Genomic DNA, 24,086 nt, shown 5'->3' on the forward strand with positions numbered 1-24,086 from the left:
CAAAAAAGTAAGCTTACACCATTCTCTAAGATCACTATTATCTATTTAAAATAATTCACTCCCAGCTTTGAATCATTTGAATGTCCTCCTGATGTGTCCCATCAGGTCCCGCCTCACTCTCCAATACGACGGGAATACCTCTTACAGCTTCTTGTTCTGTTATCCAGCGCATGCCCTCAGTACCAATGTAACCTTGCCCCACGCGCGCATGTCTGTCTTTTTTAGAGCCGTACGGGTATTTGGAATCATTCAAATGAACTCCGCACAGTGCTGGCCAATAGCCGAGACGGTCCCCTTTTTCAAGCAAAGCCTCGTCCATTCCACCGTTCCACAATCCTGCTGCATACGCATGACAAGTATCCAGGCAAAATCCGATGCTGCCAGGATCTCGACACAACTGGCGAATTTGAACCATTTCCTCCAGCGTGGTTCCCATGGGACCGTGATCCCCAGCCTGATTCTCAATTAATATTTTAGCATTTCCCTGCCAGCCTTCCAGCACATCATTCAGACAGTTAATAATATTACGATAGCCCTCCAGCGGGTCAGACGAATGCATATGCCCAAAATGGACAACTATCCCCTTCGATCCACAGGCTTCAGCAATATCCAGATCATTGCGTAATGAAGCAACCATCAGTTCATAAAGTTCCTGACCGCGTTCGCGACCATGAGCTGGATTCACGGGATATGGCGAATGAGCAATAGATTGAAGTTGGTGCTCTGAGCAGTAGGTTTTACAAGCAGCAGCATCTATGGAACTCCATTCCTTCAGCTTGAGACTACGAGGATTTTTCGGAAAATATTGAAATGAACGTCCTCCCTGCTCTCGTGCACGTATAGCAGCTTTGGAAAAGCCACCACGCGTACTCACGTGAGAGCCGATAAGCAATTTAGGCATCATGCTGCTGCACCGGGCAATAAAATGCTTTTTTTCCCGCCAGCTCGACTCTTACAATTTTCCCACCGCTTGGAGATTCTTCTCCTTCACGGTCATATACTCGACACTGATGATCAAAGCCACCTGTTAGCGTGTCTCCCTCCATTAGAGGCATTTCCATATAACCGCCCTCCGCAGTAGCTTCACGAAGTACGGATTGAGTAGCATGATATAGCTTTTCCACTTTTTCTGGAGACTGTACAATATTTTGTACCTTGGAACCCGGTGTAAATCCGGCGATATAAGCAATTTCGTCCGAATAGCAGTTTCCAATCCCCGAAAAAACCTGCTGATTTACCAGTGTTGTTTTCAAAATTCCCCGTCGTCCTTTTAGACGTGCTGTAAAATTCTCCAACGTCATACGACGGTCTAACGGATCTGGTCCCAGGTCTGACAAAGCTTCATCTGTTTCTTTAGCCGTCAGCAAGTGCAGATAACCTAAGCGCAGTCCGATAAAATAAAGCTTCACTCCGCTAAAATCCAATTCGATCTGAATCGTACGGTCTGGACGTTGCTCCTCCGTTCCCAGATACAACAGTCCTCCCAACATTAGATGAAGCACAAGTCGTTTACCCGTGTTTAAATGAAAAATCAAATGCTTACCCCGACGCTCTAAATATACAACGGTTGCACCCAGCAATTGCTTTTTAAAGGTTTCCACTTCAGTATTAATGGACTTTTCGCGGCTAACCGTCACTCCAGTAATCGGAATGTCCAAAATTTGTTTTGACAATAAGATTCTGTAGTTTTCCATTTCAGGAAGTTCCGGCATATCAACATCTTTCCTTTCGTAGCTACATAGCTTTTAATTCTCGCAAATTTCTAAAACATATATTTTTTTATGACTTCAGCTCTTCTTTCATCCATTCCTGCAGTTCGTCCAAATTTTCAAACATCAGGTCAGGTTTCACTCCAACGGCACGAATATGTTCATCCATATTAGCGCGAGTCGTCACGCCTGACAGAATCAAAGCTGTCTTACAACCTGCTGCTGCACCTGCCGCAATATCTGTAAGCATATTATCGCCCACAACCAGAGCTTCATCCGCTCTAATGTTCAAGCGATTCAGTGCATAATTCATTAGCACGCTTGAAGGCTTGCCGATGACGATCGGTTTGACCTGTGAAGCAGCTTCAATGGCAGCTCCAATTGTACCTGCACCTGGTGTAAGTCCGTCATGCGAAGGCAATTGTAGATCCGGATTTGTCAAAATAAATGTGGCTCCCTCACGAATCCAACGCATGGCAGCTGCCAGCGTTTCATATGTAAATTGACGATCTATCCCCTGTACCACATAATCAGGATGGTTCTGAACAAGCTGCAAGCCAGCCCCCGTGAGTGCCTCGCGTAATCCCGTTTCACCAATACAATATACAAGAGCTCCAGGGCTTTGCTGTGCAACATATTGTGCAGCTGCTAACGCTGAAGTATATACTTCATGACTAGCTGCTTCAATTCCCATACCAATCAAATGCTCAGCCACCGATTCGGGTGTGCGTGAAGCATTGTTTGTGACATATGCATAAGGTATCTGCTCTGAGCGTAATCGGGAAATGAACAGATCCGCACCCTTAATCATTCGATTTCCATGATAAAGTGTTCCATCCAGATCAATTAGTAACGATTTTATCGCAATCCCCTCCCCCACTTCAATTTCATACATCATAACATTGAAAATAATAATTCACCCCATGAATGGTGTTCTCCTTTTTATTTAACCACCTGAATGACTCAGGTCATTAAATAATCGGTCATTTCCACTCATCTCATCTATCTTAAGTCAAAAATGCTTATGAAGTCCATGAATTGCTGGTAAACCATCCAAAATAGCGTCAACCCTCGCTAAAAGCCGTCGCTTCCCCATAGCATAAGATCATTTCTTCGTCGAATTCCATCGAAGATGCTACGTCTTCAAAGAAAATTTCCTGTATTTCCTGGGCATACTCAAGCAACTAAATCCTTTAAATTCGATATATAGAAACTCAAATATGACATGCCTCCATATGTGGTAGAACAATTTCATTCATCCTCATACTGATACGTCTCACCTCTTGTCGCATCCTGCGCTTTCCCGGAAAATAATTTCTAGTGAAAAAGAAAAGCACCGGAGCAAGCCCCGGCACCTAAGCACATACCTTTCTCTCCAATCGTTTATTGACCGATATCAGGTACCGGTAACAACACATGCTGCTCCGCAAGCAATGAATTGGGGAATAGGCTTCGCGCTTCCTCCAGCAAAGGCTGAAGCTGCTCTTGATCTTTATACCTAGAACTAAAATGCGTCATAATTAACTGCTCCGCACCTGCGGCTTTGGCAGCTTCCGCTGCCTGAAGCGCCGTACTATGATGATATTCGTACGCCGTATCCGCCAGATCATGCAGAAATGTGGCTTCATGAACGACAACAGTCGCATCTCGTGCCAGCACTACCGTATTCGGACAAGGTCTCGTGTCACCTAAGATAGTGACGATCCGTCCTTTTTTAGGTGAACCCAATACATCCTGGGGATGCAGAATAACTCCACCCTCTACTTCCACACTTTCTCCACGCTTTAATTTACCGTATACTGGGCCAGGCTTGATCCCGTATCGTTCCAACAGTTCTTGGTTGAGCTTACCGGGCTTATCCATCTCTACAATTCGGTAGCCATAACTGTCGATCCGATGATCCAGCAAAGCGGATTCCACCCGAAATTGACCGTCATCGAACAGAACCCCGCCCGTATGCTCCACAATATGTAGTTGGTAATTGATACGAGATTGGCTGATCCCTAAAGATAGCTCAATATATTGCTGAAGCCCAGGCGGTCCATATACCGTCAGAGGTGCCGTACCTCCCTGATATGCCCTACTCGACAAAAGGCCTGGCAGACCAAAAAGATGATCCCCATGCAAATGAGTGATAAATATTTTTTCAAGTCTGCTCAGCTTGAGCGGCGAACGCAATACTTCCTGTTGAGTGCCTTCACCGCAGTCAAACAACCACATGCTTCTTCGTTCCTCCAGTAAACGAAGAGCAATGGATGTTACATTTCGCTGAATTGTAGGTACCCCTGCATTTGTACCGAGAAAATATAATTCCATGACATTTACCTTCTTCCTGCTGACCAGCAAAAAACCTCCGAAGCTCGGAGGGTATTTGCTATCCCATCTGATAAAGGTGTTAAACCTTTTCGACGTTAAAATACTGCGCCTGAGGGTGGCTGAACACCATGGCTGATACTGAAGCCTCCGGTTCCATCATAAACCCTTCTGTTAGCTCAACGCCAATGTCCTCAGGTTTTAACAATTGGAACAACGGTCCCTGATCCTCCAGATCCGGACATGCCGGATAACCAAAGGATACCCGTATACCTTGATATCTAGCGCCGTGCCGCTGTTTCATCGTCATATCGGCTGGGTCCGGGAACCCCCAGCTATCCCTGATAATATGGTGAAGCCGTTCTGCTAGCCCTTCTGCCACTTCGAGCGCTACCGCTTGAAGTGCGTGTGAACGCAGATAATCTCCGTTGTCTTTCCACTGGGTAGATAGCTTCTGAATGCCATGACCAGCGGTAACAACCATAAAACCTACATAGTCCATAACCCCTGATTCCACTGATTTCAAAAAATCAGCCAGACATAGATAGGGCTCTACCTGCTGACGCGGAAACGTAAATGTGTGCAGTACCTTGCTTACATCCGATGGATCATAGATTAGAATTTGGTTTCCTTGGGACTGAGCCGGGAAGAACCGATACATAGCACTCGCCTGAATAATTCCGTCTGTAACAGCTTCAAACATGATGCTGTCCACGGTTTCCTTCAACTGAATCGCTTTCGGGTCCCCCGAAGCTAGCAGTTGCTCTACATTCCCTTTTAAGCCAAGATGATGTCCCATCAGCATCTGCATATTCACATAAGGCAGAATATAGTTCAGTGGATAGTTACGCAGTACATGGCGATCCGTATCCGGTGGGATATAGACGGGCAAATCCTGAGCAATGTTAGAGCGTACAGCCCGAGTTAGCTTAGGGAGCGGCTTGGCCTCCACGACCGTTGCCGCTTCTGCCTCCTGCTCAGCCTTCATGTCCTCGGCCATTTTTTTACGGGACTCAGGGTCCATAAGCTTATTGGCAATATCCAGGCCATCCATAGCATCTTTCGCGTAGGCTACCAGTCCATCATACTCAGGACGAATACGATTTTTAGTAAACTTACGCGTTAAGGCAGCTCCACCAACCATTATTGGAATATCAATGTTCGCATTTTTCAAATCCTGCGCGGTTAGCACCATTTGTTGTGCCGATTTAACAAGCAGACCGGACAGGCCGATCATGTCAGCCTTTTCTTCACGATAAGCCTCAATAATGCGTTCTGGTGGTACTTTTATACCCAGATTTACAATATGGTAACCATTGTTGGATAGAATAATCTCCACCAGATTTTTACCTATATCATGCACATCACCTTTGACCGTAGCCAACAAAATCTTACCTTTTACCGAGGATTCATTCTTCTCCATGAACGGCTCTAAATAAGCCACGGATGCTTTCATTACTTCAGCGCTTTGCAGAACCTCCGCAACAATCAGCTCGTTGTTGTTAAACAGACGTCCTACTTCTTCCATCCCTTTCATTAGCGGTCCGTTAATAATCTCCAGAGAAGAATATTTGGCGAGAGCTTGCTCCAGATCCGGGATCAGTCCCTCCTTACTTCCCTCCACTACATAGGAAGCCAGCCGTTCTTCGAGCGAAAGGTTTGATATCTTCTCTTTTTTCTCCACTTTCTTGTTACGAAAAGCTGCTACAAATGCAGATAAAGTATCGTCATTTGTATTATAGATCAGATCTTCCGCCAATTTCCGTTCATGCTCAGGGATAGATGCATAGCGTTCAAGCTTCTCTGTATTTACAATTGCATAATCCAGTCCCGCTTTGGTGCATTCATACAAATAGACAGAATTGAGCACTTCACGACCCGCTTCCGGTAAACCAAAGGATACGTTACTGATGCCCAATATGGTATGAACCCCAGGAAGGGCTTCTTTAATGATACGTATGCCCTCAATCGTTTCCTTAGCCGAACCGATATATTGTTCATCCCCTGTTCCTACTGGGAATACGAGCGTATCAAAAATGATATCCTCCGCTGCCAGACCGTAACGGTTCACCAACAGATCATAAGAACGTTTAGCTACCTCAAGCTTATCCTCACGCGCAATTGCCTGTCCACGTTCATCAATCGTTCCGACAACAACAGCAGCGCCGTATTTATGAATAATAGGAGCCATTTTCTCAAATTTTTCTTCACCATCCTCCAAATTAATGGAGTTAATAATTGCCTTACCTTGCGAATATTGAAGTGCTTTATCGATAACTTTAATATCCGTGGTATCAATCACCAATGGTACTTTCACCTTGTTTACAACCAGTTTCAAGAACGCTTCCATATCAATCATTTCATCCCGGTCCGGATCTTGCACACAAATATCAATGACATGTGCTCCGCTTTTTACCTGAGCGCGGGCAATTTCAGACGCCTCTTCATATTTGCCTTCTACGATCAAACGCTTGAATTTCCGGGAACCCAGAACATTTGTTCGTTCACCAACCATATACGGACGATTATCCTGTTCAATATATACTGGTTCAATGCCTGATACGGCAGGAGGATGATGACCTACGAGCTGGCGAGGCTCAAACTGCGCCATACTTTCACTCATTACTCTTATATGCTCTGGTGTAGTACCGCAACAGCCTCCTGCAATATTCAACCAGCCTTTTTCAGCGAAAGCAGCCATTTTACGAGCTAATGAATCCGGCGATTCATGGTATTGACCATTTTCATCGGGCAAGCCCGCATTTGGATAACAACTAATAGCTGCAGAGGACATTTCAGACAAAGAACGAATATGATCACGCATAAACTCTGGACCTGTAGCACAATTCAGTCCAATCGAGATTGGGTTTAAATGTTCGAGTGATATGCAGAAGGATTCGATATTTTGTCCGGCCAACGTTGTTCCCATCGGTTCAATCGTGCCAGAAATCATTAACGGAAGCTCAATCCCTGTCTGCTCAAAAGCCTGACGAATTCCAATGCTGCCTGCCTTAACGTTAAGCGTATCCTGTGAGGTCTCCAACAGAAGAACATCCACCCCGCCTTCAATAAGCGCCAAAGCCTGCTCCTGATAGCTTTCAATCAGCTCTACAAATGTAACACCGCCTGTGACAGACAAGGTTTTCGTGGTTGGACCCATAGCTCCTACAACAAAACGAGGCTTGTCCGCAGTGCTGTATTTATCCACCGCGTTACGTGCCAGTTTGGCCGCCACCAGATTAATTTCACGGGCACGTTCTGGTATATCGTAATCCGCCAAAACGACGGATGTTGCTCCAAATGTATTCGTTTCAATCAGGTCTGCCCCGGCCTCCAAGTATGCTTCATGAATCCCTTGAATGACATCCGGTCTCGTTAAGACCAACATCTCGTTGCAGCCTTCCAACTCTTCTCCACCAAAATCAGCGGGAGAAAGGTCTTCCTGCTGAATCATAGTACCCATAGCCCCATCAAGAAGGAGTATTCTTCGTTGTAACGCATCCTGCAAGCTAACTTTATCCAAAATTTCTTCACCCCCGCAAAACGTTAAATCCTAGTTTAGCAGAAACCGTATCATTTAGATAGATTGAAGTAAAAACATACGTTTTATGCAGGCTATTCTTCTTCATAAACGACTTAGCTGATCTATTTTTGTAGTATGCATCGTTATAGACGAACGTCTTTAAACTGTATCGTTTAGCTATAGTCGTTCCCATATAAATGTTTCAGCCTGTATTGTGCAACTGGATAAGACATGGTATTCTTTATACAACATTAATCCAAGTGGAAAAGAGGGATTTGTATATGGCAGAAATTTTTATACGCAATACGAATGAGCGAATTAGTGGTGAAGAACAAGTACGTGAATTTTTGGAGAGCCACCAAGTATTGTATGAACACTGGGATGCTTCCAAGCTGCCAAGGGAGCTGCAAGAAAACTTTACTCTGACAGATGATCAAAAAGCCGCTGTTCTTAAAACATTTGAACCTGAAATCAAGGATTTAGCCGCACGTCGCGGATATAAAATATGGGACGTTATCACCTTATCTGAAGCAACGCCGAAACTGGACGAGCTGCTGGCCAAGTTCGAGCAAATTCACACCCATACCGAGGATGAGATCCGTGCCATTGTTGCTGGTAAAGGCATTTTCATCATTAAAGGCTCTGAAGAGATCGGCTATTTTAATGTAGAGCTTTCACCAGGTGACGTTATTTCCGTACCTGAAAATACACCGCACTTCTTCACTTTAATGGAAAATCAAAAGATCGTCGCAGTCCGCTTGTTCATCGAAGAAAATGGCTGGATTGCCGAACCGTTCGAAGATCCAACATTCACTACAGCATAATTAAGATCTATGGTGTCAATAAGAAAACTCCCTCCGCTCTGTAGCATATCGAGCGAAGGGAGTTTTCTTGATACTTGTTTTAGAAAACTGTAGATTTCTCACTTTAAAGATTGAATAATTCCATGCAACTCAGACAAATGCTTGATTTGGAACTTCGGCTTGATTTCTGTAGTATTGGTTTTAGCGTTCCGATTCACCCACACCGAATGGACACCAGCTGCCAAAGCCCCTTGAATATCAGTCGTCAGCTTATCTCCTACCATTAAAGCTTGTCCAGGTTCAATTCCTAGAAGTCCCAAAGCATGCTGAAATATAGAAGGGTCAGGCTTGCCCCGACCAAAAGAACCTGAAATGACAACATGATCAAAAAAAGGAGCCAATTGAGGAACTCCATCCAGCTTCTCCTGTTGTAGATCAGGGGAACCATTTGTCAGCAATAACAGCTTGTATTGCCCCTTCAATTGTTCCAGAATCTCAAACGTTTCTTCATATACATGTGGACGTGCACGTCTTTCCGAAGCAAATTGGGCAGCTAGCTTCTCCGCCAACTCCTCATTATCTATCCCCAGTTGCTGAAGCCCTCTGCGCCATGATTCCTTACGATAAGCAGGAGCCAACTGTTCCAATTGGCGGAATTCAGGTTGCTCACCTGCTGTAAAATTCGCCCACAGTCCTTCAAACGGATTAATGCCAATCATTTGAGTAAAACTAAAGGTTTCATAGGACTCATACAAAGCGCGCGCTTCCTTGCGTACGGCTTCTTCCAGCGTTTTCGGATCAGCCCCTGTTTCTCGGGAGCCTGTTTGACACGCTGCATCAAATGCCTCTTCTACACTACGTTCATCCCACAGAAGGGTATCATCAAGATCAAACATTATCGCCTGAATCGTCATATGAATTATCCACTCTCTTTCCACTGTATATGTAAGATTGTCTGTTTGGTCACGAATCAGATCGTTATGTGTGCCCATATTAAGCAAGTGGCCGCACCATGTTATATGAAAAAATAACATCATACGGCCTTACTTACAGAGCTACAGGCTAAATCGGTTATTTCTTATCTACCTGTATCTGATTGGATAGTGCAAACTTTTCAAGCCGCTCTGCGATGGCATCCGTATCGTAGCGTCCCAGTGATTTTGTAAAAATAAAATTACCGCCCTTCCCTTTTCTTTCAACGGTAACGTAACCCTTTTCAATTTTGATGGCTTTCATGTCCCCTGCCGTCATCGGACGTTCTCTTCCACCTTTTAACATATAGAGGGTATCTTTTCCCACTTTTAAATAAGGACGGCGAATGAAGAAGATAACAGCCAGCATCAAGTACAAGCCAAATACCAGCCAGTCCATTCCCCGCATGCCGGTCTTAGTCAAAAAGTAACTCATAAGCATGTACAATACAGCAAGACCAGCCAGCATGATTGGCACAGTAATATTACGGCCACGGAAAATGTCCATTGCTGAACCTGCGCCGTTAATGGTTTGAATGCCTTGTTTCTTGCGCGTTTTATTTAAATGCGCTGTGTTTTTACGTACTTTTCTTTCAAATGATCGGGCCATCTCTCAATTCCCTTCCCAATAAATATTACATTAAAACAACTGCCTTAAAGCTGATCTATATAGATACCAGGAAAGATACCTAAAACAAGGCAAATGATGCAGGCTTTAGCGACATTAATGCTTCAGCCCGTCATTTCCCTTCGACGTATCATCGTCCACAAATTCAATGGTTTCAAGCTGCTGCCGAAAATTACGGCGAATGTTGCCTAAATAAATTTCCCGAAGGTTGGCGCGCTCTGTGGTTTCCTCTTCTGTCAATCCTTCGGCTTTTGCTTTGCGCGCTAATTCATTAATGCGCTGTACCAAGCTGTCTATATCCAAATTGTGTCCCCTCCATAAAAGCAAAGATATAATACACTTTGACATGTAGAAAAGAGCTTGTCAAGGCTCCCGCATTGCGCTCCTTGACAAGCTCTATAGTCTTATAGATCAGAAGTGTGGAAGCTTAAGCACCTGACCTGCCTGCACTCCCCGATCCTCCAAAGCGTTAATACGCATAATCCCTTCAATATATACCCGTGTATCCATTCGTTCCGGTTTATGATTCACGGCAATATTCCATAACGTATCTCCAGGTTGTACGGTCAGCTTAATCACCTCTTTATTAGAAACTGAAGGTGCTGCGAAAACCGTAAGTACACCTGCCCCTGCAACCCAAACGATAATTACTAGAATAAGAAGCTTGAGTAAAAGAGTATTGGTAATAACCTGTAACAAACGCACCTTACCCTCTTTTCGGGTCTCCTGTAAATTCTCTAAGTTCATCGGGAAAATACTTTGATAAGTGCTATATTTCATAATTGGCCGCGTCCTCCAAACGTTTGTTCTTATGTTTTTCACAATATAACACGAACATTTGTTTTGTTCAATAGAAAAGAGAACAAAAGTTCGTAAATATTTTTAGGGATTATTTAGAACTTATGTTTGTACGAACGGAGGTTCTATGCTATAATTTTCCCAAACGTTACTAAATGGGGTTGATACGGTATGTCTAAGATTTCGAGCCGCCAGCAGGCCATTCTTGAATTTATCCGCAATGAAGTGCGTCTAAAGGGATACCCCCCTTCTGTGCGCGAAATAGGCGAGGCAGTCGGATTGGCCTCCAGTTCTACGGTTCACGGTCATTTGGATCGTTTGGAGAAAAAAGGACTCATTCGCCGCGATCCTACGAAACCACGGGCTATTGAATTACTTGGTCAAGACGAATCGGATAACAGCAACTTGATTAATTACTCCATTAGTCGTGTTCCCGTCGTCGGCAAAGTAACCGCTGGTCTTCCTATTACGGCGACAGAAAATATTGAAGATTACTTTCCTCTTCCCCAACACTTTGTTGGTGAGGATAAAATATTCATGTTATCTGTTGTAGGCGAAAGCATGATTGAAGCTGGTATTGCTAACGGAGACTATGTAATCGTACGTCAGCAGCAGACAGCTGATAACGGAGACATTGTAGTAGCTATGACAGATGAAGACGAGGCAACAGTTAAAACCTTTTACAAAGAAAAAGATCATATCCGGCTTCAACCTGAAAATCCAGCCTTTGAACCGCTTCGCCTGACACACGTCAGCATATTGGGCAAGGTTGTTGGACTCTTCCGGGACTTCCACTGATTTATCGTGCTTTCTTCCCCGTTATACTACCACGAATATAAAACCGGCCGCCTAGGCGAGCCGGTTTTATATTGTTATTATGTTTACTATGTGTGTCTCACAACTATTCTTTCCTTTTCAGCAACCTATATTGTCTCTACTATTATATCCCCCCCATTATCCGAAATAGTCCCGTCTGATCTTGAACTGTTTACTTTTATTAGCTAAACAAATGGAAATTTGACTCATGTGAACCTACTCTAGCCTTCCCCTATAACGTAAAGTTGGGAAGGCGAACGCAGGCTAGCATGAGTTTTTTTAAAAAACATTTAGGAACATAGGTACTAGCTTCTTTTTGTCTTTAGTAGATTTATGCTGATACATTACTAGCACAATTGACATATGTATATAGCAGACCTAAAGTAAAGGAGTTATGCAGATGATCAGAAATAGAGTTAAAACGTATAAGCATCGCATCGGGAAAAACAGATATCTGGTCGTTAAAGTCTTTCAAGCCGCAGCTGCTAAAACAGGAAGCGGAAATGCACTCGCAACTAACGCATTAAATATCAAAATTACCAAGCGTAAGCATAAACATCATTAAGATTTAACCGTACCTTCATTTCTTTGAAGGGAGGTGATATTATGAGCAGAAGACACAGCAACCGTGAATTGAGAAGAAGAAGATTAAACATCCGTTCCAACCAAAGAGCCACTGCGCGTGCAAGAGGTAACGCACTGGCTGTCAATCTGTTTAGCGTGAATGATGGACAACGCAGACGTTAATATTTATTTACAAGCAAAAAGCAGGAAGAATTCTTCCTGCTTTTTTTGTGTTAAATGATCCCCAAACTACCAATCCCGCCAGTTATAGCTTCTTCAAACTTGTATCAGCTTTGGTCCTGCTTGCCCGCTTTTCTTTATAAATTTTATAAACAAGGCTCGAACAGCTGGACCCATAACCAATAATTGTAATGGATAGGCGGAGTCTTTTTTTATTTTAAGGCTCTGTTATACGTTAATGTTGATAATTTCAATAAAATTAAGGGAAAACCAATTGTAGACGGTTTCCCTTTTTCCTAATTCAAAAAAATTTTAGTCCTCAATCAACATATTAAGAAGGAGTTATTTTTCCACCAACTTTAAACAAAAAAGGAATAAGTGCTAATAAAATAATTCCTACTACAAATGTTGATATGAATAACTCTTTCCATATAATTAAATTCTTTGAAAACATTTGATAGATAAATAATGAATTTATTGGAAGGTTAAGTAATAAACCAGTGAGAAGTCCTGGTGCATACTTTTTCATCAAAATGGTCGCAATAAGGTGCGGAAAAATAGCATTAAAAATCATTGAACCTAAAAATCCAATAAAAATCCATTTCGCAAAATCTGATTCTGGCATATATAAAAAACTAAATGCAGATAAATAAGCCAGAATAGTTATAAAAATAACAGCAAAATGGAATTCACTTGAAGTAACTGGCTTTTGAAACCTTGAAGATTGCTGTGACCATTTAGGCAACCAAATTGCTTCTTCGATATTATGAAGTGTAATAGCAAAACAAAAAAATACTACGAGATAATAGCCCATATACCTTTTCCCCACCCTTAAAGTAACTTACATCGTTAATTTAATAAGAATTACACATTAAATTTTGATAGTCTCAGCCTGTCATATGTGTCCGTCATTTCAAATAAAAATGAGTTTGATAGAAATTCCTTTATATGCTGTTTAGTGCTTTCGTTACTACGACTATCGACAAATAAAAACCAAACAAGGTAATTATCAAGATATTTCGTAGCCACACCTTTAAAGCGGTCTATCCATTGTTTCAAACGAGAATGGAGACCATTGACATTTTGAATGTGATACAAGCCTTTAATAACGTGTTTGCCACCGTCTGATTTAATCTGATAATGCTCTAAACCCTTTTCTTTTGCATAGGTTTTGTAGGCTCTCCAAGCATCGGTTACAAGCACATTTTCATTGGACAGTTTAGAGCCAATCAAGGCATCGACTTTCGGTTTTACAATACGCCCCATACAAGCAACTTTAGAGACGGTTGCTTTTGTACGGTCTCTGGCAACGAGAACACAAACTTGTTCGTGGCTTATACCTCTATGATTAGATTTACCACAACGTTTACGAGGTTTTCGGTCTGTAATACCACGTTGTCCCTTTTGAGAATACAGGAAATAAGTCTCGTCAATTTCAACAATTCCTTCAAAATGGTCAAAATCCATTTGTTTCAATGCGTTTAACAGTTTGTGTCTCCAATAAAAAAGAGTAACCCAAGTAACCTCTACGATTTCAGCCGATTTTCGTAGAGAATATCCTTTAAACATACATTCAACAAATGTAATCCATTCGTTACCTTTCCGAGTGCGATACAAAACGGTATTAGTTGTGTCAGTAAAGGTTTTGTTGCAACATTTACAACGATAGCGTTGACGACCATTGTATTTTCCAAATCGAACAACGTGTTCTGATGAACAGAGGACACTCGAAACCTTCTTTGAAGCGAGTTTCTCTCATTTCATTGATTAAACGACCACCAGCAGAAGAAGAAGGTTCAACATAGCGTTTAACCCATTGATAGACTTGTTCTTTTTTTGTATGCGGTAATTTGTCGATATACTTTAACAAGTTGCTAAACGCTTTGCTCACCTTTGTAACCTCCCAAAAGTTTACGAATGTTTGTTCTTGTTTACTATAGCAAGTTTATGGAAATTTATCAAATATCAACATTTTTCTTTAACAGAGCCTATTTTAAAAAATCCCCACTACCTTAGCTGAATTGACCCCAAAAAGTTAGACACAAACAGACTTAGGCTGCTACAGAGGACTGAATGCGGTATTCTACCGGCTACAGTCCTCTGAGCTTTTGTTTGGTTCTTCGATAGTTGTAGTAGTGAATATATTGATGTAGTTCTTGAATGAAATGTTCAATGGATTCAAATTCTTGAATATACAGAAGTTCCGTCTTTAAGATTCCAAAGAAATTCTCTACCACGGAGTTATCCAGGCAGTTCCCTCGGCGTGACATACTTTGTGTGACTCCTCTCTCAGAGAGCATTATACTGGTAGCGCTTTTATTGCCACCCTTGATCAGAGTGCAGAATGAGATTGTGTTGCTCTGGTAGCTTCTCTAAGGCCTTTTCGAGCATCTCTGTGACCATAGAGAGAGTCGGTCTTCTAAAAATGGTATAGCTGATGATTTCACGGTTATATAGATCCATAATTGGAGACAGATATATCTTTTGTCCAAACAAGTGGAATTCCGTCACATCAGTAACCCATTTCTCATTAGGCACCATTGCATTAAATTCTCTCTTCAAGACATTTGGAGCTATTTTTCCTTCGGCTCCTTTGTATGAACGGTATTTCTTCCTACGAACCATACAATGAAGCCCTAACTCCTTCATTAAGCTCTGAACTGTCTTATGATTGATTGGAGTCATTTTGCGAATCTCCCTGTTCATGGTTCGGTATCCCGCTCGACACTTTAATTCATCATTAAATACACGCTGCATTTCTGTTTTCACATCGGCGTACTTATCAGACTTGTTCCACTTTTTCACGTGATAATAGTAAGTGCTTCGAGGAATGCCTGCAATGTTGACAAGCTCTTTGACGTTAAATTCATGCCTTAGCTCGTAAATCACAAGAGCTTTGTCGTCGTTTGTAATGAGTTTTTTTCCTGAACTAAGGCATTCAATTTTTTTAAGTACGTTACCTCCATACGAAGGCGTTGGTTTTCCTTAATCAGCTCGTCTATAACACTTTCATTTGCCTCCAGTTCTTTCTGCGGCTCTTTACTAGCTGTACGTCCTCGTTGCTCCATATAGAGTCCTTCAGGGCCTTCATTTCGATAAATGCGCTCCCAATTCCGAATGGATCTATCTTGTACGTCATGCTTCTTCGCAGCAGCTTTATAACTCAAATGGTTCTCATGCATATCTTCTAATATGTACTGCTTTTTTGTTCTCCAGTAAAAGTCCTGTGTGTTCCCTTATTGATCAATCCCGCAGCTCCATGCTTGGAGTATGCAGCTACCCATTCATTAACCGTTACATGGTTCATTCCATACTTACGAGCTGCTTCGTTCTCGAACAGCCCTCCCTCAAGTACATCTATAGCAACTTTTATTCGTATTTCTTCGCTGTATTTGACCATAAAGTAAAATCCGCACCCTTTCTTCTTAGAGGATTATATCATGTGTCTAAGATTTGGGGTGCGGTTCAAGCTGGTCGGCGGGGATTTCGCTTATTTAGAGTATTCACTTACACTACACATTAGGAATTTTCTAGTATTTGATTATAGCTGATCCCGCTTTAGCCCACTCTTTGGATTCTAATTGAATCCATCCATATACTGGTGAGTCAGAGTTGATTTTTTGTTTTATCAGTGAAAGGTTTTCATAGTTGCTGGAACTGTAAAGCGACCCTGTTTTTGGCGCAACTTTTACTGTCAGTATATTTTTTATATTTGGTTCTTCATCAGTACTAGTCCAGACTAATCGATTATAATAATTTGCGTTAAACGGGTTTTCTAAACCACTAATCGAAAATTTTACTCTTTTCCCGACAATAGATACATCTGTATATGCTGTGTCATCTTTAAAAATTACTAATTGAGATGAAACTAATTCTTGATTTAAAGAGTTTGTATAGGTGTCATGAGTAACGCTTGCTGCATCTGCCGAAGCTGATAGCGGGGACAAAACTGAAAATAAGAGAGCAATTGTGAAGTAGTTTTCCTTCCTATTTATCTTCATCCATAAACATACGGATTATTGATTGTCAAAGTAAGGGGAGCTTTGTCTGACATAAAAAATACACATTCGGGCAGATTACATTGTCCACTTCTACTCTATATTCAAACTGCTTACGAAAGAAATAGAGACCGTTAATCAACGATTGGAGTTACTCTCAATAGAGAAATTATTGTTGTTGGCTATACCATTTCCGAAGTTGATTTATATTTGCTTGGTGATACCGGCTGTGATCAGATATGTGCCAGATTCCAATAAATTAATCACAAAATTATAATCCGCTAAGAGATCCTTAAGTGAATTATCCCTACTTTGCGGAATATTATTATGTTTATCAACCATAGGACCATACTTTTCCTCAAGATATTCAGGAATATCTTCTCCTTTAATTCTGTAAACCCATTTCAAGTCCACATATGACAAATGCCTAATCAACTGGGAAGTGCTGTTATACTTATGATCTGGCCCTTTATAATCTAACTCGCTTTGCTGCATATCTTGAACGATGGATTTTAATCGGTTGTAATTACCCTCCACCATTGAATAAAAGATGCCTACCTGCGGTGTCATAGATTCAGACCCTCTTAGATCAAAAATCATTAAAAAACCTCATTTCATGGGAAGATATAATTTGTCATAACTTTGTGCCATCAAAATATTTATATGTATGCTTTTAAAACTGAACATTCAGTGACTCATTCGGGGCATGTGTAACAATTCCTTTAACTAAAAAGCTCTACCAACCATAAGGTTAGCAGAGCCTTTGCATTTAAGAACCTCCAACCTGTACAAGGATCTGAATATGTTGCGTCAGGACGGGAAAAAACAAAAAGCTACTTGCAACGATTAACAGTGTCATTTTTTTCAACATTGTCTAACCACACCTTTTCTGATAGTTTAAAATACTCTTCTCTGGCCTCTGGAGACGCGTATGCTTGGAAATGTGCAAAGAGACCCGTACAGTTTATAAAGTATGTTTCATTGTTTAGTATATGTGCTTTTACCATAGCACATAATAATTGTTTAAAACCATCATTGTACTTCCCCCTGTTTAAATAATAGTAGGCCACTTCGTAACAAAACCATGCAATATAGTCAGGTACCACTTGTTGGGTGTACATATCAGTAGATAGCGGAAGTTGGGTAAAGGCATCAATGTCTATCTTAAATCGCGATAGTACATCATCTACATTCAAATTATATCGGTTAGCCGCTATCATAACGTTCAACAACTTTGAGAGTTTTTCATCCTCCACAGTATGTGCTGTTTCAGCTATGTATTCAACATAATCTGCAAGCACACTTGTATCTCCAGATAGGAGTTTATTAACGTAAATATTGCATCGTGCCCAGTCTTGATACATTTCTACCCAATATAGGGTATCATCATCAGTCTCTCTAACCCACTCCAAGTCTGCATAGGCATATGTATATTGTAGAGCTTGTTGATAATCGCCTTGGGCATCACAGACACTTGCACACAACAGGTCAGCATAGGTAATATATACAAACATGGGGCGACTTAAACTATTTTTAGACTCGTCATCCTTTAGTTTCTTCTGTTGATGTTTCAAAGTGTATTGGATTTCCGCTTTTGCTCTCAATTTTCTCGCTATTTCATCAACCTTATCCCATTTACGCAAAGACCTGTACACATTAGCTAAGTCCTTCAATGCATCAAGTTGTTCTATTTCATCTAGGCGCTCGACATAAGGCTCGAAAAGTATGGCTGCCCTAAGATTGCGGCTTTGATCGTCATCAATCTGAATCGTGAAAATCCGATATTGACAGATGGCCAAGCGTTCAGAATGTTGATATTTTTCCACTTCTGCTACACTTTCATAGAGCAATAGTGCAGCATCATATCGTCCCTGCGCTAACAATTCTTCTGCAATGTCAAATAGCTTGGGTGAGTAGAGTAGATTGTCCATGATAGCTCCTACCACTCGACGGATCGCATCTAACTTGTCCAACTCTGCACAGCGATACAAAAATGGTTCGATTCGCCTCATATTAGGGGGAATGTCGATAATATAGTTTTCTACATATAAGTCGTAAAAATAGCCCTCTGGTAAACCCATAGCCTCAGTGATTCTATCAATTTGGTTAACAGACATAGAACTATTTCCTGTTACAATGCCACTTACTATCCCCCTATTAATGCCTGCGATATGCCCGAATTGCGTTAGGTTCAGACCCTCTTGTTTTAGGTATCTATCTAATTCCGCCCGAATCGTAGGTGTATGCTTCATGTCATATCCACCCTTCACATAAAAATTCCAAAATTTTTATATTATTGTTATCTATTTTTCTCTAAAATTGACCATATGTCAATATATTATGCGAATAATTGAGATTTCATTTTTAACATAAAATGAAATAAAAAAACTTCGGTAAGTAAGGTTTATGCTGATCACTGACAGTAGAACCCAATAAGCGCAACCACCTATTATGGCAGGGTTTCCCAAATAGGCTGTAAAAACTTAGTTAACCAAAAGGAAGAGAATACTATGGTTACTGCCAAATAACCTATGCGCCATTGGGTTCAACTTTTACCATCTTAAAAAAAAGTGAAGTGTGTTACATTATAATTTTTCACAAAATTAAATCCAAAATGCTTTAGTAATTATAACCAAGAGGATAAAAAGCACCAAAATTGCCGCTGTAGAAGTCCACACACCGTAGCCACCTTCACATGCACCCATGGTTTTGACCTCCTTTAATTGTTGTACTTCTAATATATGTATAGATACGTTTTGTGACAGGGCATACAGATTAAACAAAACAAAGACTCAACCAGCTAAACCGGCAGAGCCTAATCACCTTTTTGTAAAAACATTACAAGCTTGTGCCATTAGAGTATCATCGGTCCAACAGGATCACTTGCTTATCTCTCTGTCAATAAGGAATATGGGATATACACCTTGAAAACGCTATATTTAACATTTCCTGGTTATAAACTAAATACTTACTGTTTTGGTCTAGCACCCAGTTGGCAAAACCTAAAGCTCTGGTGTAGCTACCATAATCGTAGGGATTAATTTTAAACTCAAGAATATCCAGCATAATCTGGTTCTCTTCATCTGATAATTCCAAGCCCAACTTACTAAACTGTCTTTGACGAATTCTCCGAGCAGTAGCATCTTGTATAGCTTTGTGCTGATTGGACACTTGTCCATTATGTTGACGATAATACAATACGTTTATGGGGAGGTTTGCCATTTGTACCTGGAAAGCTAGTCGGTTCCACAGCTCGTAGTCTTCGGCATGGGGATAATTACTATCATATTGAATGCCAAGCCGACGGATCATGCTATTGCGCATTATTACAGCAGGATGGCAGATACAACAGTGAAATAGCAACCATGTTTTAATTTCGTCATGACTGGCCGGATTTACCTTTATTGATCCTCCACTAGATGAAGTAAAAGCAGCACCGCATACATCAACCAATGGATTATGATCCATAAATGCGATTTGTACAGCTAGTCGATCTGGTGTAGAAATATCATCGCTATCCATACGAACGATATATTCACCATTGGCCTTTTTTAATCCTTCGTTTAAAGAAGCGATTAACCCTCGATTGGTACTATGGAAGATTTTTATCACTCTAGGGTCTGATATTTGTGAAATAAGAAAGGTAGATCCATCTGTCGAACCATCATCAATAACAATTAATTCAAAATCTGAATAAGTTTGAGCTAAAATACTGTGTATTGCTTCCAAGACAAAAGCCGCATTATTGTAAACTGGCAGTATGACCGAAGCTCGTGGCACAATATTCCCTCCCTTTCATATTTTAAAAATAGAATCAGTAATAAAATCACAAAGCAGCTCCCCTATTTTTGATAGCTGTTCCTTCTATATTCTTATGTTCTAAGATATGTTCTGAAATATATTTTGAAGCGGCTTCCCGGTAATATAATATGCCCTTTTGAAAATTTAGAAGCTTTCCACTCCTAGAAAGCCAATCCTCTTATCAAAAGACACCTCCGTATAATTAATTAACAGAAAAAGATTCGCTAGTGCCATCAAAGATTGATTGGTTTGAATATTCATGCTTCAAAGTCGAGTTATTTACTTCTTAGATGATATTGACAAAATAAGTAATAAATTTGTACAATCAGGAAAAATATATTACTTAGATCCCATTCTTCATCGGTAATAAACATATTATAAATATCAGTAATATTTTCTTAAAGATGGGTATAACAACTCTCTTTTGCCTCTCCTTTTTGCAAATGTGCCTGTATTTAATTTAACGTAACCATATTTGTCAGATATCACGGCTGCATATACTACTGTATATCTATATCTAAGTGGAAAACGGACTGTGAGATTCAGCCGAAGATCATATCTGCATCTTAAAAAGGGAGATTGAATGATGGAACGAAATGTAACATCCGTAGAACACTACACTCCAATTTTGATTGTCGGTACGGGTATCTCGGGGCTTGCTGTCGCTTATTATTTGTCGAAAAACAATATCAAGTATACCATTACAACAAAAAAGAATGCGCCCAAACAAAGCAACTCCTTTCTTGCAGCCGCAAATACACGTGTTCCATCGGAGAATGATATTAACAATATTATTAATCTTACGATTAATAAATGTGGAGCAGATCGATCGGTTATTGAAACGCTATATAGAAACTCCAACATAGTTATAAATTTTTTCGAGGAATTAGGAATCTCTTATGAAAAAACATCCTTTGGTATCATGCCTGAATGTTTGATTAAATCACAGGGAGGAAAAAAATTAATTAATTGTTTGTTACAACATATTGAACAACCGCTGTGTAATAAAATTTTGATTGATTTGGAAAAGTCTGATGATGGAATCATCGCATTATTTTATGACATTCAATTAGATCAATTTATCAGGATATATACTAATTATTTGGTATTAGCTACAGGAGGATATGCGGGACAATTTAATTACAATGATAATTCACCGGGTTCGACTGGAGAAACGCTTATCCTAGCTAAAAAAATAGGCGCAAGATTAAAGGGAATGTCTACTGTAATGTCTCATCCTTGGTCAATATATAATGGAAGACAAATTTTATTGGGCGGAGTTGTATCTTTAAGTCAAGGGAAAATAGTAGATGAGGAAGGAATTCAACTATTAAAAGATGAGTATATTTGTGATGCTATTGCTCGAGATGATTACCACGAAATGATTGACGAGATTTTACATTTTGAACTAGATTGCATCAAGCAAAAAAAGGATATGTACTTGGATATGAGCCATGCTGATGAAACTATATTGAATGAAAGATTTAAAAAATATGGATTTAGCACTAAGGTGGTTAAAAATAAAAGAATCAAAATCACACCAACAATGCACTATTCTTCAGGAGGAATCGAAATCAATGCTAATGCTGAAGTTATAAACTTGAATCGTGTTTTTGCTACTGGAGAAGCTCAATTTAATGGTGATCTTGGTATGGGAAGAATCCCTGGGCAAGCATTTGCAGCGGGTATCGTTTTCGGTAAATTAATTGCTGACAAAATAGCTAATGAAGGTGTCTTCAATACTCAATACCCGATTACATTTAAAGATCCACCTGAACCTATGCAGCTCTACTCAAAAGAAAATAATGACTTTCCAATTGAAGAGTTTCAGAAAAAGTTGTCAACTCTAATGGTGGATCTGATCGCACCTGATTCATCTGTGGTTTCTCTATCACTCCATAAAAGAGAAATCCAAGAAAGTCAAAACATAATATTGAGTAGCGCAAGAGGATCAGGAAAACGATATGAGGATATTTTAACATTATTTTTTGGATATTTTGTTGCGTTAGAAATTATAGAAGATCTTGAAGAAAAGGCATTCGGTATAGGCTAATAAACCCTTCAATGAGACGTTCCCCTTTCCGACGAAACCCAATAAGCGCAAAACTATTATGGCAGAAATTCACCAAGCACCCACCAAAAGAACAGCGAATGCTGTGGCTATTGCCAAATAGCTTATGCGCTTACTGGAATCAATCTTGTACAATCCATGAGTGAAGTGATATTATCCAACAGTTCTTTTCACAAATTAAACCCAAAGTGATTTAGTGATGATAACTAAGAGAATAAAGAGCACTAAAATCGCCGCTGTAGAAGTCCATACACCGCCGCCGCCATTACCTTCATATGCACCCATGCCTTTTAACCTCCTTTATCTGTCGTCACTTTAATATATGTAAGAATACATTCTGTGATAGGGCGTGCTGGTAATTAAAAAACACCACAGAAACATTTTCCCCTTTATTTTGAATATATCCACTCTTATTCCCGTTTTCATTAACATTGGATACTACCTCTCCGTTAGAGCAGGCACCATTGATAAAAATACCATTGACGCATGAAAGTAGATCATAGCGCTTCTGAGTTATTAAAGCTAATCAAGAAAATGCTCAAATAAAACAAGCTCTACTAACCTTAATCGGTCGGCAGAGCTTGTTATCTAATCTGATTTCGGGCAGATTACCAAAGAAATAAGGGTATTGAACTTGTTGATGGGGCACTATACAATTTTCTTCAAAAAATTAAACCCAACACGATTTAAGGATGATAACCAAAAGGATATAAAGCACCAAAATTGCCGCTGTAGAAGTCCACACACCTGCACATCCACTCATAGCTTTAGCCCTCCTTTAATTGTTTTCACCTTAATATATGTATAGCTACGACTCCGTGACCGGGCATTCAGTTAAATAGAAAATACACCCAACCAGGCGAATCCAGTGAAAATGCAGTTGTAGACTAAGCATCGGCGTTAAAGTAACTGGCAGGTTAGTGGTGGAGTTGTAAATTGACTCACGTAACATCGCGTGTTAGTATGATTTTAGCCAATAACTGAATAAAAACGTTTTCTAGGGTTCCGCAATCGCAAGATTGGTCTGGTCCAAGAGAAAACGCACAGCCAAGTGGCTGTGACACGGAGGGATAAAAGCCTGGGAGATAACCGCATTGTGCGGTTATCTCCCAGGCTTTTATCTTTTTCTTTTATGGACCAATTTTTAATAAGAAGTTTAAGGAGGAGCGTGTTATGAACAAAACGTGGTTTTCAGTCATTGTGGCGGCTATATTCGAGGTTGCTTGGGTCAGTGGGTTAAAGCATGCGGATAGTTTTTTGGAATGGAGTGGTACAGTAATCGCAATTTACATCAGCTTTTATTTGATGATCAAGGCGGCTCGTTCATTAGCGGTTGGAACTGTATACGCTGTATTTGTCGGGCTAGGGACAGCTGGAACTGTAGTAGCTGAAATTTTATTATTTGGCGCAGACATAAGTGTTTCGAAAGTAGCTTTAATCGGGCTGCTGCTTATTGGAGTGATTGGACTAAAAATGCTTAGTAAGAAGAAAGAGGAGGTAAGTGGACTATGAATTGGGTGTATTTGATCTTAGCGGGCATTTTTGAAATGATCGGGGTTTTGCTTATAAACAGGTTCAATCAAACCCGCAGTTGGAAATCGCTGACTCTTTTGATTACTGGTTTTGGCCTAAGTTTTATATTTTTATCGTTGGCAATGCAAACACTCCCGATGGGTACGCTGTATGGACTGGAATTAGCGCTTCTGGAGGCGCTATCCTCGGCATGATCCTTTATAGTGAGCCCCGCGGTTTAATGCGCATTTTGTGTATAGGGTTGGTCCTTAGCTCTGCTGTGGGGTTGAAACTAGCTAGTTAAAAATATATATTGATGCAGCTCTAAAGTTCGTTTCCTGAGCAAGCTAACGATGAATGTTAATTTTAATAAAGCTACGGCAGTCTAGGATTATATTT

24 protein-coding genes, 4 pseudogenes and 1 riboswitch are annotated in these 24,086 nt (G+C 40.5%); of the genes and pseudogenes, 7 read left to right on the forward strand and 21 right to left on the reverse strand.

Annotated features, from left to right (window positions below):
* Positions 1-55: 55 nt before the first annotated feature.
* From EGM68_RS14045 to metH, 5 genes are all read right to left on the reverse strand, one after another.
* Complete coding sequence (locus tag EGM68_RS14045; RefSeq protein WP_014599877.1) at positions 56-904, reverse strand: deoxyribonuclease IV; 849 nt, start codon at positions 902-904, stop codon at positions 56-58.
* A complete protein-coding gene (locus EGM68_RS14050) occupies positions 894-1,712 on the reverse strand; it encodes an Fpg/Nei family DNA glycosylase (RefSeq protein WP_013371485.1) in 819 nt (272 codons plus the stop codon). The genes EGM68_RS14045 and EGM68_RS14050 overlap by 11 nt, the downstream gene beginning before the upstream one ends.
* A 67-nt stretch (positions 1,713-1,779) precedes the next feature.
* Positions 1,780-2,607, reverse strand: coding sequence for a TIGR01457 family HAD-type hydrolase (locus EGM68_RS14055; RefSeq protein ID WP_013371486.1), 828 nt, complete (start codon positions 2,605-2,607; stop codon positions 1,780-1,782).
* Between the two features lie 485 nt (positions 2,608-3,092).
* A complete protein-coding gene (rnz, locus tag EGM68_RS14060; protein WP_025675967.1) occupies positions 3,093-4,025 on the reverse strand; it encodes a ribonuclease Z in 933 nt (310 codons plus the stop codon).
* Positions 4,026-4,104: 79 nt separating this feature from the next.
* Entirely contained in the window at positions 4,105-7,545 is a 3,441-nt protein-coding gene (metH, locus tag EGM68_RS14065) for a methionine synthase (protein ID WP_043885986.1), read from the reverse strand.
* 281 nt (positions 7,546-7,826) lie between these two features.
* On the opposite strand from metH, the gene EGM68_RS14070 reads away from it, so the two are divergent.
* The gene (locus tag EGM68_RS14070; RefSeq protein ID WP_013371490.1) at positions 7,827-8,369 is read left to right on the forward strand and encodes a 1,2-dihydroxy-3-keto-5-methylthiopentene dioxygenase; all 543 of its coding nucleotides are present in this window, start codon (positions 7,827-7,829) and stop codon (positions 8,367-8,369) included.
* Between the two features lie 98 nt (positions 8,370-8,467).
* On the opposite strand, the gene EGM68_RS14075 is transcribed toward EGM68_RS14070, so the two are convergent.
* The 4 genes from EGM68_RS14075 to EGM68_RS14090 form a co-directional block, all read right to left on the reverse strand.
* Positions 8,468-9,262 carry an HAD family hydrolase gene (locus EGM68_RS14075; RefSeq protein ID WP_173364600.1) on the reverse strand — a complete coding sequence of 265 codons (795 nt, stop codon included), beginning with the start codon at positions 9,260-9,262 and terminating at the stop codon, positions 8,468-8,470.
* 157 nt (positions 9,263-9,419) lie between these two features.
* Entirely contained in the window at positions 9,420-9,929 is a 510-nt protein-coding gene (locus EGM68_RS14080) for a hypothetical protein (protein WP_013371492.1), read from the reverse strand.
* A 114-nt stretch (positions 9,930-10,043) separates the two neighbouring features.
* Positions 10,044-10,250, reverse strand: a complete 207-nt coding sequence (locus tag EGM68_RS14085; protein WP_013371493.1) for a DUF896 domain-containing protein — start codon at positions 10,248-10,250, stop codon at positions 10,044-10,046.
* Positions 10,251-10,358: 108 nt separating this feature from the next.
* Positions 10,359-10,727, reverse strand: a complete 369-nt coding sequence (locus EGM68_RS14090) for a LysM peptidoglycan-binding domain-containing protein (protein WP_129549444.1) — start codon at positions 10,725-10,727, stop codon at positions 10,359-10,361.
* Between the two features lie 189 nt (positions 10,728-10,916).
* Here EGM68_RS14090 and lexA point away from each other — a divergent pair, with 189 nt between their 5' ends.
* The 3 genes from lexA (at position 10,917) to EGM68_RS25745 (ending at position 12,308) form a co-directional block, all read left to right on the forward strand.
* On the forward strand, positions 10,917-11,543 hold the full coding sequence (lexA, locus tag EGM68_RS14095; RefSeq protein ID WP_013310545.1) for a transcriptional repressor LexA: 627 nt from the start codon (positions 10,917-10,919) through the stop codon (positions 11,541-11,543).
* A 418-nt stretch (positions 11,544-11,961) separates the two neighbouring features.
* On the forward strand, positions 11,962-12,126 hold the full coding sequence (locus EGM68_RS25740; protein WP_013371495.1) for a hypothetical protein: 165 nt from the start codon (positions 11,962-11,964) through the stop codon (positions 12,124-12,126).
* Between the two features lie 41 nt (positions 12,127-12,167).
* Positions 12,168-12,308, forward strand: a complete 141-nt coding sequence (locus tag EGM68_RS25745) for a hypothetical protein (protein ID WP_013371496.1) — start codon at positions 12,168-12,170, stop codon at positions 12,306-12,308.
* 328 nt (positions 12,309-12,636) lie between these two features.
* On the opposite strand, the gene EGM68_RS14100 is transcribed toward EGM68_RS25745, so the two are convergent.
* The 10 genes and pseudogenes from EGM68_RS14100 to EGM68_RS14150 all read right to left on the reverse strand — a co-directional run bounded on the left by EGM68_RS14100 (position 12,637) and on the right by EGM68_RS14150 (position 20,083).
* Positions 12,637-13,119, reverse strand: coding sequence for an HXXEE domain-containing protein (locus EGM68_RS14100; protein WP_129549445.1), 483 nt, complete (start codon positions 13,117-13,119; stop codon positions 12,637-12,639).
* 50 nt (positions 13,120-13,169) lie between these two features.
* A pseudogene (locus EGM68_RS14105) lies at positions 13,170-14,196 on the reverse strand (IS1595 family transposase).
* A 199-nt stretch (positions 14,197-14,395) separates the two neighbouring features.
* Positions 14,396-15,289 (reverse strand): annotated as a pseudogene (locus tag EGM68_RS14115) (IS3 family transposase); the annotation flags it as partial.
* A 129-nt stretch (positions 15,290-15,418) separates the two neighbouring features.
* Positions 15,419-15,487, reverse strand: a pseudogene (locus EGM68_RS26145) (hypothetical protein); the annotation flags it as partial.
* Between the two features lie 5 nt (positions 15,488-15,492).
* A complete protein-coding gene (locus tag EGM68_RS14125) occupies positions 15,493-15,705 on the reverse strand; it encodes a transposase (RefSeq protein ID WP_129549449.1) in 213 nt (70 codons plus the stop codon).
* Positions 15,706-15,835: 130 nt separating this feature from the next.
* Positions 15,836-16,306, reverse strand: a complete 471-nt coding sequence (locus EGM68_RS14130; protein WP_129549450.1) for a hypothetical protein — start codon at positions 16,304-16,306, stop codon at positions 15,836-15,838.
* Between the two features lie 201 nt (positions 16,307-16,507).
* Entirely contained in the window at positions 16,508-16,873 is a 366-nt protein-coding gene (locus tag EGM68_RS14135; protein WP_346427882.1) for a DinB family protein, read from the reverse strand.
* Between the two features lie 263 nt (positions 16,874-17,136).
* Positions 17,137-18,555, reverse strand: coding sequence for a helix-turn-helix transcriptional regulator (locus tag EGM68_RS14140; protein WP_013371498.1), 1,419 nt, complete (start codon positions 18,553-18,555; stop codon positions 17,137-17,139).
* 351 nt (positions 18,556-18,906) lie between these two features.
* The gene (locus EGM68_RS26150) at positions 18,907-19,008 is read right to left on the reverse strand and encodes a sporulation protein YjcZ (protein ID WP_080683377.1); all 102 of its coding nucleotides are present in this window, start codon (positions 19,006-19,008) and stop codon (positions 18,907-18,909) included.
* A gap of 193 nt (positions 19,009-19,201) precedes the next feature.
* Entirely contained in the window at positions 19,202-20,083 is an 882-nt protein-coding gene (locus EGM68_RS14150; protein WP_129549451.1) for a glycosyltransferase family 2 protein, read from the reverse strand.
* A 604-nt stretch (positions 20,084-20,687) separates the two neighbouring features.
* Here EGM68_RS14150 and EGM68_RS14155 point away from each other — a divergent pair.
* The gene (locus tag EGM68_RS14155; RefSeq protein WP_240664042.1) at positions 20,688-22,157 is read left to right on the forward strand and encodes an FAD-binding protein; all 1,470 of its coding nucleotides are present in this window, start codon (positions 20,688-20,690) and stop codon (positions 22,155-22,157) included.
* Between the two features lie 195 nt (positions 22,158-22,352).
* On the opposite strand, the gene EGM68_RS14160 is transcribed toward EGM68_RS14155, so the two are convergent.
* Positions 22,353-22,460, reverse strand: a complete 108-nt coding sequence (locus tag EGM68_RS14160; protein ID WP_016821960.1) for a hypothetical protein — start codon at positions 22,458-22,460, stop codon at positions 22,353-22,355.
* Positions 22,461-22,845: 385 nt separating this feature from the next.
* A complete protein-coding gene (locus EGM68_RS26155; protein ID WP_225683653.1) occupies positions 22,846-22,938 on the reverse strand; it encodes a YjcZ family sporulation protein in 93 nt (30 codons plus the stop codon).
* A 223-nt stretch (positions 22,939-23,161) separates the two neighbouring features.
* Positions 23,162-23,262: riboswitch (guanidine-I (ykkC/yxkD leader) on the forward strand.
* An 86-nt stretch (positions 23,263-23,348) separates the two neighbouring features.
* On the opposite strand from EGM68_RS26155, the gene EGM68_RS14165 reads away from it, so the two are divergent.
* Positions 23,349-23,687 carry a DMT family transporter gene (locus EGM68_RS14165; protein WP_129549452.1) on the forward strand — a complete coding sequence of 113 codons (339 nt, stop codon included), beginning with the start codon at positions 23,349-23,351 and terminating at the stop codon, positions 23,685-23,687.
* A pseudogene (locus EGM68_RS14170) lies at positions 23,684-23,991 on the forward strand (DMT family transporter). The gene EGM68_RS14165 and the pseudogene EGM68_RS14170 overlap by 4 nt, the downstream one beginning before the upstream one ends.
* The last annotated feature ends 95 nt before the right edge of the window (positions 23,992-24,086 follow it).

The sequence above is a fragment of the Paenibacillus sp. M-152 genome (genome assembly GCF_003856555.1).
Taxonomy (GTDB): Bacteria; Bacillota; Bacilli; order Paenibacillales; family Paenibacillaceae; genus Paenibacillus; species Paenibacillus polymyxa_C.